This window comes from Xenorhabdus sp. NBAII XenSa04 (assembly GCF_963866145.1).
Taxonomy (GTDB): domain Bacteria; phylum Pseudomonadota; class Gammaproteobacteria; order Enterobacterales; family Enterobacteriaceae; genus Xenorhabdus; species Xenorhabdus indica.
Window position 1 is genome coordinate 1 of the sequence record NZ_CAWMEB010000440.1, and the last position, 9,156, is coordinate 9,156.

Below are 9,156 nucleotides of genomic sequence, written 5' to 3' on the forward strand. Positions count from 1 at the left end.
CGGATTGAATACGTGACCCAACCGTGAAATACTGGCCAAAATTGGCATGTAATGTTTCATACCAAACGTTTTCTTGTGACATGTATGGTATTCCTCCATTGTGCACTCATGATTATGAGGCGCACATAATAGCCAACGAAAAAGTTAGTTGCACTGTGATATTGACCTGAGAATGATTAGAAACTTATTTGACATAAGCAAGTAGGCTGAGGGAGCGTCGGGCAAGAGAACGACATTTTACCTCATGAGGCAGGTTGATTCCTTTCAGATCGTTATAGCCTAACTGATTTAGTTTCTCCATTAACTGACCATCATAGTTACTGAGATCCCATTTATTACGTTGGGCAAAATAAACGATTGTGCGTCTGATTTCCCTCTCCGGGATCTGACTATAACCACAATCATATTTTAGGTAGATGTAAACTGCGGTGAGATCAGCAAGATCTTCAGCTTCATTTTCAGACAAAGCCCTTGCGGGTTGTGTGAAACCAAATAGAACCAGAATGTAAGTCAATAAGGCAAGTTTTTGCATAATTCCTATTATATTGATTTTTTGCTGTTTTGCCTAAGTTAACATATTAATATCTTTTTTAGCCAAACTTTATTTACCTGAACTTGGAAAATGACCTTTTAATTACCAGTAAAAAATTAACCGTGTGTTAATGAATAGGGTTTTGTTCTGATGTCATAGAGTGTTATTTTATGCGCTCGATGAGCTTATTGGGTTGATCGGTGTGTAAATAATCACGCTCATTATTGATGGTTATTGTGGTTATTTAAAATAATATCAACTGGTTATATTTATAATGAAACATATTGTAGAAGTAATGATCTCCGAGCAGGAGGTTAAGCGACGCATTGCTGAACTGGGGCAACAGATTACAGAGCATTACCGTAATAGTGATCGTGAACTGGTATTGGTTGGATTGTTAAGAGGATCGTTTATTTTCATGGCGGATTTATGCCGTGCAATTCAGGTTCCTCACGAAGTGGATTTTATGACAGCGTCCAGCTATGGTAATGGAATGAGCTCTACCCGCGATGTGAAAATCCTGAAGGATCTGGATGAAGATATTCGTGGTAAAGATGTGTTGATCGTTGAAGATATTATTGATTCAGGCAATACACTAAATAAAATTCGTGAAATCCTGGCCTTGCGTGAACCAAACTCGTTGGCAATTTGTACGTTACTGAACAAGCCATCCCGCCGTGAAGTTGATGTGCCAGTTGAATGGATTGGTTATTCGATTGAAGATAAATTCGTGGTTGGTTATGGCATTGACTATGCTCAGCGCTATCGTCATCTGCCTTATATCGGCCATGTTACTCTGTTGGGAGAGTAAATTCTTGTGCTAATGCACAAGAGCATTGGTGCAGTAAATAAATGGCAGTTTTAGCTGCCATTTATTTTTACAGAAATTTGTTACTTTTTATTAGCCAGTTTGGAGATTGCCTGGCGGTAATTGAGTTCCAATTTTTCCCGGCTGTCTGCGGTAATATCCAGATCATATAGTTCACCATCCTTCAAACCGTATACCCAACCGTGGATCATCACTTTTTGCCCGCGTTTCCATGCTGACTGCATAATGGTTGAATGCCCAAGGTTATAAACCTGTTCAATAACATTTAGTTCACATAAACGATTCAGTCGATCATTAGGCGGCAACTCGCCAAGCATTGAGCTGTGTTTGTACCACAAATCACGGATATGGAGTAGCCAGTTATTGATTAAGCCTAATTCAGTGCCGTCTACTGCCGCTTCAATACCACCGCATCCGTAGTGACCACAGATGATAATATGCTCAACCTGTAAAACATCGACAGCATACTGTACAACGGATAAACAATTTAAATCGGTGTGTATAACAAGGTTTGCAACATTCCGGTGAACGAAAAGATCACCCGGTGCAGCATCGATAAGCTTTTCAGCAGGTACACGGCTATCCGAACAGCCTATCCATAGAAAATGGGGCTTTTGTGCTTTTGATAATTCATTGAAGAAATGCGGGTTTTCTTCATTTACGGATTTAGACCACTGCTTGTTCCTGGCGAACAGCTCTTCAATTTTTCTCATCATGACTAATAGCCTGGCAACATTTTTGAGATAGAATCATATACAACATTAATTGAGAATTTAATATTTAATTGAGTAATGTTTTTGCTTTGATCCCTATCATTGAAAAGAAGTATAGGCAAAATAATGGCATAATCTCTATCTTGCATTCAAAAATAGCAAAGAATAAAGGTGTTTTTGACTTATGGCTTATGCATTGGAGTTAACTCAGCTCACGAAGACCTATAAAGGTGGAGTGAAAGCATTGCGTGGGATTGATCTACGTGTAGAAGCTGGCGATTTCTACGCGCTTTTGGGGCCAAATGGTGCAGGAAAATCGACTACCATCGGTATCATCAGCTCTTTGGTTAATAAAAGTAGCGGTAAGGTCAACGTATTTGGTTACGATATTGATACGGATTTGGTCAATGCCAAACGTCAGTTGGGTTTAGTGCCGCAGGAATTTAATTTCAATCCATTTGAAACAGTGATTCAGATTGTGTTGAATCAGGCCGGATATTACGGTGTATCACGCGATGTGGCGCAAAGCAGGGCGGAAACCTATCTGTCACAACTGGATCTATGGGGCAAACGCAATGAACGGGCAATCCGTTTATCAGGAGGTATGAAGCGCCGTCTAATGATTGCCCGTGCTTTAATACACGAGCCAAATTTATTAATTTTAGATGAGCCTACTGCTGGTGTGGATATTGAACTACGTCGCTCTATGTGGGAGTTTTTGAAAACTTTGAATGCACAGGGAACGACTATCATCCTGACAACTCACTATCTGGAAGAGGCTGAAATGCTCTGCCGTAATATTGGCATTATTCAGAATGGTGAGTTGGTGGAGAATACCAGCATGAAGGATTTACTCAGCCAACTGGAACTGGAAACGTTCTTATTCGATTTAGCACCGAAAAGAAATATGCCAGTCCTTCAGGGTTATGGCTATCGTTTGGTGGATACCACCATATTAGAAGTGGATGTGAAACGTGGGCAGGGATTAAATGATATTTTTTCCCAATTGAGTATGCAGGGTATCCAAATTAACAGCATGCGTAATAAAGCGAATCGTCTAGAAGAGCTGTTTATCGGGTTGACAAATAATAGCCAAGGAGCTCGTCAATGATCCAACTATACTGGGTGGCATTGAAAACTATCTGGATTAAAGAAGTTACTCGCTTTGGTCGTATTTGGGTACAGACTTTGCTACCACCAGTGATTACTATGTCTCTCTATTTTGTCATTTTTGGCAATCTAGTGGGTTCCCGTATTGGGGAAATGGGAGGCGTAGCATATATGCAGTTTATTGTTCCCGGTCTGATTATGATGTCTGTGATCACTAACTCATATTCAAACGTCTCTTCTTCCTTTTTTGGTGCTAAGTTCCAGCGTAGTATTGAAGAAGTGCTGGTTGCGCCTGTGCCAACACATGTCATTATTGCCGGGTTTGTCGGCGGCGGAGTGGCTCGTGGTGTATGTGTGGGCATTTTAGTTACACTGGTTTCTTTGCTTTTTGTACCGTTACAGCTCTACTCGTGGGGAATGGTCGTAATAACCCTATTGGCGACATCGATCTTATTTTCATTAGCTGGCTTGTTGAATGCCATTTTTGCGAAAACCTTCGATGATATCAGTATCATTCCGACTTTTGTTCTGACGCCATTAACTTATTTGGGCGGTGTGTTTTATTCCCTGACTTTATTACCTGAGTTTTGGCAGATGGTATCGAAGCTAAATCCAATCGTTTATATGGTCAGTGGATTTCGCTATGGTTTCCTCGGTATTGCTGATGTGTCTCTGGTAATGACATTAGGTATGTTAGGTATGTTTATTTTCGGTTTTTACTTATTAGCTTGGTATTTGATCGAGTCGGGCAAGGGACTGAGAACCTAAGCAGGATCGTTTGAACATAAAAATCGACAAATAGGCTGTTCTGCTGTGTAACACAATAAAGCAGCCTATTTTTGTTAAAAAATTTCTCAATTTTAGAGACGGTTGAACTTTTGTTATGATATTCAAACTAATTTTAATAACGGTGTGTGTTAATTTGTTTTAAATTCGGACTATTATTATATTATTTTTGTGCCATCCGTGTTTATAAAACGTCCATTCAGTTGCCCTGTGATCCCACAGTATTTTGGTTGAAGTTATTTCAATAACCAAGTTGAAATGATATTTCAAATTATTTTCTTAGGATTATATTATTTAAATAATATTGGAAATTTACTGTTTTAGATAGAAAATATTTTATTAAATTTTTCGATGGAAAGTAATTGAATTTCTAAATTTATAAAATATGAAGATTGCCATTTTTGTGTTTTAATTGCTTGTTTTGAAAAAGGATATACCCAAGAGGGATACACTCGTATGGCCCTTTTTCCTTCTTTATTTCCAGTGAAAAATATGCCTTGTCTGGTCAGAATATCTGAATAAAACGTAGTATCCGGCAGGAAGTAGCAACTGTTTGTATATTTCATTGAAGCTATCAGGGAAATTATCTGTATCACTGGTAAATGATGGCAAGGTTAGATTCCTTTATTGAACTTGAAATATATTGAGAATATTCGAATTATTATGTGTTTTGTACAAGGTTATAATATCTGGCACAGTAAAAACTCCCTGCCTGAAAGGCAGGAAGCTATACGCTGGTGGATAAGATAAATCAGTTAATATAAAGCGTCAGAGCGATACCGGGTTTAATGTCTTTGATCTTGATTTTTTTATTCCAATTCATCAGATCATTAAGATTTACGCCATGCCGTTTGGCGATGCTGGCAAAGGAATCACCTTTGCGAACCTGATACGTAACAGAATCGCTAGTATTAACCTTCAAAACTTGTCCAACTCTGAGTCTGTCAGCCGTCTTCAAGCCATTTAACCTTTGTAGCTGATGATGAGATGTCTTAAAACGTTTTGCAATTGCTGATAATGTATCACCAGAACGGACAGTGTAATGATTCTGTTGTTGTAGCTGACGAATATTTCTGGCAACAGCCAGGCGGATATTTTTTAAAACATTTTCATCTGCCAGCGAGTGTTTAAGCTGGCTGGCATTCTCTTTTGGTAACATAATGTAATGTGGCCCATAGGGAGATGTCATCCCTTGCTTATAGCCAGGGTTATAGGTTTTGATGGAAGTCAGTGATAACCCGGATAACTCAGCAGCTTGTGATAGTGTGATTTGTTGCCCTACTTCAACTTTGGCAAGGGCCTGTCGATTGTTGGGTTTTGGCAATTTAAGGTCAAATTTTTCGTTGTGACGAATGACATTACTGAGCGCCAGTACTTTGGGGACGTAATGCATGGTTTCACGAGGTAATGCTAATGACCAAAAATCTGTCGGTTTTCCCCGCGACTGATTGTCTTTGATTGCACGTATGATCCGGCCTTCGCCGCTGTTATAAGCTGCGATAGTTAATAACCAATCCCCATTAAAACGCACGTTCAAACGTTCAAGAATGTCTAAAGCTGCGGTTGTAGATGCAGCGACATCACGACGAGCATCGTACCATTTATCCTGTGTCAAACCATAATGGCGGCCTGTACTGGGGATAATCTGCCACAAACCTGCTGCTTTGGCGTAAGATGTAGCATGAGGATTAAAAGCACTCTCCACTATGGGAAGTAAGACCACTTCCATGGGCATATTTCGTTGATCAATCTGCTCAACGATCCAATATATATATGGCTCTGCTCGTAACGCCACATTTTGGAGATAGCTCTTGTGTCTCAGATAATAATTTTGTTGTTCACGTACCCTGTTATTGTCAGGAATTTCCATCTTCAACTCATCACGGATATGTCCCCACAAATCTTGTTGGGCTGTTGGACTTATCTTCCAGTTTGCAGTTTCGTCTGGCTCTGCAATACCTTCTGCTTTTTGATTAGTCGAAGACATTTTCTGTGTATGCTGCTGGGAGAGAGACTTTGGTTGGAGACCCGATTGACACCCGGCAAGCAAGACAGACGCGAACAAGATCGCTTTTGTCTTCATATTTTCTTTTGATGTATGCCTAAAAGGTGAGCAATCATACTGACCTATTACGCAGAAGACAACCCAACAAAATCAAAATCGATCTTTATAAGCCCTTAATTGCTGAAAAACAGAAGAAAGTGGTATTGAATTAGGTTTGATACCGATATTTTTTTGTAAATCAAGATCGTGACAATTTAGAAAAACGTTAATTTTTCTCTCAGTCTGTAAAGCAGTGGGCACTGTTGCCTGATTGTTTTCGCGTAACTCAATAATTTTTTTATAGTAATCGTGAATTGTTTGATTTTCAGGTAATACTGACTGCGCAAATTTCAAATTTGCGGCGGTATATTCATGAGCACAACAAATCAATGTGTCATCGGGTAGCGATGCAATTTTTTCAAGAGAAGAAAACATTTGTTCAGCAGTACCTTCGAATAGTCTGCCACAACCTCCTGAAAACAGGGTATCTCCACAAAACAGGTAAGGTGCCTGATAGAAAGCGATGTGACCAAGTGTATGACCCGGTAATGCTATAATCTGGAAAGAGAAATGCCCAATATCAATGACATCATGTTCATGGATAATATGGGTAGCTCCTTTACTTCGGGTCTCTTCTGGACCATACACAGGTAATTCAGGATATTGTTTACATAAGCCAGCGACACCACCAACATGGTCGTAGTGATGGTGTGTCAGCAAGATAGCAACGGGAATAAGTTGGTTAGCTGTTAAAATTTCCACGACGGGGTGTGATTCAGCAGGATCGATAACGACACAACGTTTGTCTTCATCACAAAGTAACCAAATATAGTTATCTGAAAGGGCGGGGAGCCTGATAAGCTTCATTATATGCCTCATTTTAACAATAGCTTTTAACAATAGCTTTGTAGGTTGAAAGGAAGATGACATGCAATCATTACATGCAATCAAACAAATAACTCCTCCTGAATCTTGGGCTGAGTTACCTTGGGGAGAATATTACCGTGTCGCTTTGGAACGTCAATTGGAACCGTGGTGGCCAAAAATTTTTGGCTTTCATTTAGTTAAGGTCGGTAATTTAAGTGCAGAAATTGACAGTCGCTCTTGCCTGATCAGCCACCAGGTCAATGTAGGATTGGCAGGCGAAAGTATGGATGTGATTGCCGATCCTCATTATCTTCCTTTCGAAGCGAAATCGGTTGATGCTTGTTTATTGGCTCATATGTTGACTTATAGTGTTGATCCTCATTGGCTGCTTCGGGAAGTGGATCGGATTATGATTGATGACGGCTGGTTGATCATTTCTGGTTTTAATCCAATAAGTTTATTAGGGCTGAAAAAAGTGATTTCACCTGTATGTCGCAGGCAACCTTACCGTGCCCAAATGTTTTCCCGTTTTCGTCAATTGGACTGGCTTCGCTTGCTTAATTATGAAGTTCTTTACCATGCTAATTTCCATGTCTTACCGTGGAAGAGTGGAAATAGTTTCTATGAGCATACGACATCAATACTTGGTTGTCTGAATGTGATTATTGCCCGCAAGCGGACAATACCTTTAACTCTCAATCCCATGCGGGCCAAATTGTTGAAACCTAAATTCAGTAATGCGTTAGGGGCAGCGAAAAATTTTCACCAACGCTATTAATTTCTTATTAGGTCAGTTTTCATTGATATAACCATCATCATTCTGGGTCGGGGCATTGGCCGCTGTGCGAGCCAATTCATCACATAACTCATTTTCCCGATGGCCTGTATGCCCTTTAACCCAACGCCAGTCAATATTATGGGATGAAATGGCTTTATCCAGTCGTTGCCACAGATCAACATTGATCACGGGAGATTTGTCCGCTTTTTTCCAGCCACGTTTTTTCCAGTTGTAGATCCATTGGGTAATACCCTGGCGGACATATTGGCTATCGGTGGTCAGAATGACGTTACAAGGCTCTTTGAGTGCTTCCAGCCCGATAATGGCGGCCATAAGTTCCATTCGGTTGTTGGTCGTGCGGAAATAACCTTGACTTAGTTTTTTTTCCTTTTGTTTATAACGAAGTAAAACACCATATCCACCGGGGCCGGGATTACCGAGACAAGAACCATCGGTGAAAATTTCTACCTGTTTGCTCATATTTGGTAGACTCTTCCTATATTATCTTCAATCAAAACTCTAAGTCTGACACAAAAAAACACTATGAGCACTGCAATTACCCGTCAAATCGTCCTCGATACCGAAACAACCGGTATGAATAAACTGGGAATTCACTACGAGGGGCATAACATCATTGAAATCGGCGCGGTGGAAGTCATCAACCGCCGCCTTACAGGACGTCATTTCCATATCTATATTAAACCTGAACGCTTGGTTGATCCGGAAGCGTTTGAGGTTCATGGTATCAGTGATGAATTTTTGCTGGATAAACCCAAATTTGCTGATATTGCTGACGAATTTATTGAATTTATCCGTGGGGCTGAGCTGATCATCCACAACGCGACGTTCGATATCGGCTTTATGGATTATGAGTTCAGCAAACTTAATCGTGATATTCCGCCAACCGCGGAATTTTGTACGATTACGGATAGTTTGATGCTGGCAAGGCAGCTTTTCCCCGGTAAACGTAACAACCTTGATGCGTTGTGCGATCGTTACCATATTGATAACTCGAAACGTACTCTCCACGGCGCATTACTTGATGCCGAAATTCTGGCGGATGTCTATCTGGCAATGACTGGTGGTCAGACATCACTGGCTTTTTCAATGGAAGGAGAAGTATCCAACAATGCGCAGGTTGCAGAAATTCAAAAAATCACTCGCCCTCAGGCGGGGTTGAGAGTTATTTATGCTTCTGACGAGGAATTGATTCAGCATGAGTCCCGTTTGGATCTGGTGCAAAAGAAAGGGGGAAGTTGTTTATGGCGAACAGAACCTGAACAATGACATTGATTGAGAGTATGATAAGTGGGGATTAATTTGCCATTAAGGTGAAAAACTGTGCAAGTGCACTATTTTATTATAAAAAGCGATTGACGGATTGTGCGGAGGCTCGTATTATCCATCCCGTTCTCAACCAGAACGCCCTGCGGTGCGGTAGTTCAGTTGGTTAGAATACCGGCCTGTCACGCCGGGGGTCGCGGGTTCGAGTCCCGT

General features: G+C 40.6%; 11 protein-coding genes. 5 read left to right on the forward strand and 6 right to left on the reverse strand.

Annotated elements, in window-relative coordinates:
- Positions 1–184: 184 nt before the first annotated feature.
- Complete coding sequence (locus AAC147_RS18845) at positions 185–532, reverse strand: YacC family pilotin-like protein (RefSeq protein WP_047683800.1); 348 nt, start codon at positions 530–532, stop codon at positions 185–187.
- A gap of 274 nt (positions 533–806) precedes the next feature.
- Here AAC147_RS18845 and hpt point away from each other — a divergent pair, with 274 nt between their 5' ends.
- A complete protein-coding gene (gene hpt / locus AAC147_RS18850) occupies positions 807–1,343 on the forward strand; it encodes a hypoxanthine phosphoribosyltransferase (RefSeq protein ID WP_047683802.1) in 537 nt (178 codons plus the stop codon).
- An 80-nt stretch (positions 1,344–1,423) separates the two neighbouring features.
- Here the strand turns inward: hpt and can are convergent, their stop codons facing one another.
- On the reverse strand, positions 1,424–2,077 hold the full coding sequence (gene can, locus AAC147_RS18855) for a carbonate dehydratase (RefSeq protein ID WP_047683804.1): 654 nt from the start codon (positions 2,075–2,077) through the stop codon (positions 1,424–1,426).
- Positions 2,078–2,258: 181 nt separating this feature from the next.
- Here can and AAC147_RS18860 point away from each other — a divergent pair, with 181 nt between their 5' ends.
- Together AAC147_RS18860 and AAC147_RS18865 are read left to right on the forward strand one after the other, a co-directional pair.
- A complete protein-coding gene (locus AAC147_RS18860; protein WP_047683806.1) occupies positions 2,259–3,185 on the forward strand; it encodes an ABC transporter ATP-binding protein in 927 nt (308 codons plus the stop codon).
- A complete protein-coding gene (locus AAC147_RS18865) occupies positions 3,182–3,952 on the forward strand; it encodes an ABC transporter permease (RefSeq protein ID WP_047683808.1) in 771 nt (256 codons plus the stop codon). Before AAC147_RS18860 ends, AAC147_RS18865 begins: the two co-directional genes overlap by 4 nt.
- Before the next feature lie 338 nt (positions 3,953–4,290).
- On the opposite strand, the gene AAC147_RS20245 is transcribed toward AAC147_RS18865, so the two are convergent.
- The 3 genes from AAC147_RS20245 to gloB all read right to left on the reverse strand — a co-directional run bounded on the left by AAC147_RS20245 (position 4,291) and on the right by gloB (position 6,881).
- Positions 4,291–4,536, reverse strand: coding sequence for a MepB family protein (locus AAC147_RS20245; RefSeq protein WP_072032543.1), 246 nt, complete (start codon positions 4,534–4,536; stop codon positions 4,291–4,293).
- A gap of 185 nt (positions 4,537–4,721) precedes the next feature.
- Positions 4,722–6,053 (reverse strand): murein transglycosylase D, encoded by a 1,332-nt coding sequence (mltD, locus tag AAC147_RS18870; protein ID WP_047683811.1) that lies wholly within the window; start codon positions 6,051–6,053, stop codon positions 4,722–4,724.
- A 72-nt stretch (positions 6,054–6,125) separates the two neighbouring features.
- Positions 6,126–6,881, reverse strand: coding sequence for a hydroxyacylglutathione hydrolase (gloB, locus tag AAC147_RS18875; protein ID WP_047683821.1), 756 nt, complete (start codon positions 6,879–6,881; stop codon positions 6,126–6,128).
- Positions 6,882–6,942: 61 nt separating this feature from the next.
- Here gloB and AAC147_RS18880 point away from each other — a divergent pair, with 61 nt between their 5' ends.
- Positions 6,943–7,659 (forward strand): methyltransferase domain-containing protein, encoded by a 717-nt coding sequence (locus tag AAC147_RS18880; protein ID WP_047683813.1) that lies wholly within the window; start codon positions 6,943–6,945, stop codon positions 7,657–7,659.
- A gap of 12 nt (positions 7,660–7,671) precedes the next feature.
- On the opposite strand, the gene rnhA is transcribed toward AAC147_RS18880, so the two are convergent.
- Positions 7,672–8,139 carry a ribonuclease HI gene (rnhA, locus tag AAC147_RS18885; RefSeq protein ID WP_047683816.1) on the reverse strand — a complete coding sequence of 156 codons (468 nt, stop codon included), beginning with the start codon at positions 8,137–8,139 and terminating at the stop codon, positions 7,672–7,674.
- 63 nt (positions 8,140–8,202) lie between these two features.
- Here rnhA and dnaQ point away from each other — a divergent pair, with 63 nt between their 5' ends.
- Entirely contained in the window at positions 8,203–8,946 is a 744-nt protein-coding gene (dnaQ, locus tag AAC147_RS18890; RefSeq protein WP_047683818.1) for a DNA polymerase III subunit epsilon, read from the forward strand.
- The last annotated feature ends 210 nt before the right edge of the window (positions 8,947–9,156 follow it).

Excerpts from the sequence above, each read along its gene's own strand:
- AAC147_RS18845 (WP_047683800.1), bottom strand. The coding sequence starts at position 532 with ATGCAAAAACTTGCCTTATTGACTTACATTCTGGTTCTATTTGGTTTC.
- hpt (WP_047683802.1), top strand. The coding sequence starts at position 807 with ATGAAACATATTGTAGAAGTAATGATCTCCGAGCAGGAGGTTAAGCGA.
- can (WP_047683804.1), bottom strand. The coding sequence starts at position 2,077 with ATGATGAGAAAAATTGAAGAGCTGTTCGCCAGGAACAAGCAGTGGTCT.
- AAC147_RS18860 (WP_047683806.1), top strand. The coding sequence starts at position 2,259 with ATGGCTTATGCATTGGAGTTAACTCAGCTCACGAAGACCTATAAAGGT.
- AAC147_RS18865 (WP_047683808.1), top strand. The coding sequence starts at position 3,182 with ATGATCCAACTATACTGGGTGGCATTGAAAACTATCTGGATTAAAGAA.
- AAC147_RS20245 (WP_072032543.1), bottom strand. The coding sequence starts at position 4,536 with ATGAAATATACAAACAGTTGCTACTTCCTGCCGGATACTACGTTTTAT.
- mltD (WP_047683811.1), bottom strand. The coding sequence starts at position 6,053 with ATGAAGACAAAAGCGATCTTGTTCGCGTCTGTCTTGCTTGCCGGGTGT.
- gloB (WP_047683821.1), bottom strand. The coding sequence starts at position 6,881 with ATGAAGCTTATCAGGCTCCCCGCCCTTTCAGATAACTATATTTGGTTA.
- AAC147_RS18880 (WP_047683813.1), top strand. The coding sequence starts at position 6,943 with ATGCAATCATTACATGCAATCAAACAAATAACTCCTCCTGAATCTTGG.
- rnhA (WP_047683816.1), bottom strand. The coding sequence starts at position 8,139 with ATGAGCAAACAGGTAGAAATTTTCACCGATGGTTCTTGTCTCGGTAAT.
- dnaQ (WP_047683818.1), top strand. The coding sequence starts at position 8,203 with ATGAGCACTGCAATTACCCGTCAAATCGTCCTCGATACCGAAACAACC.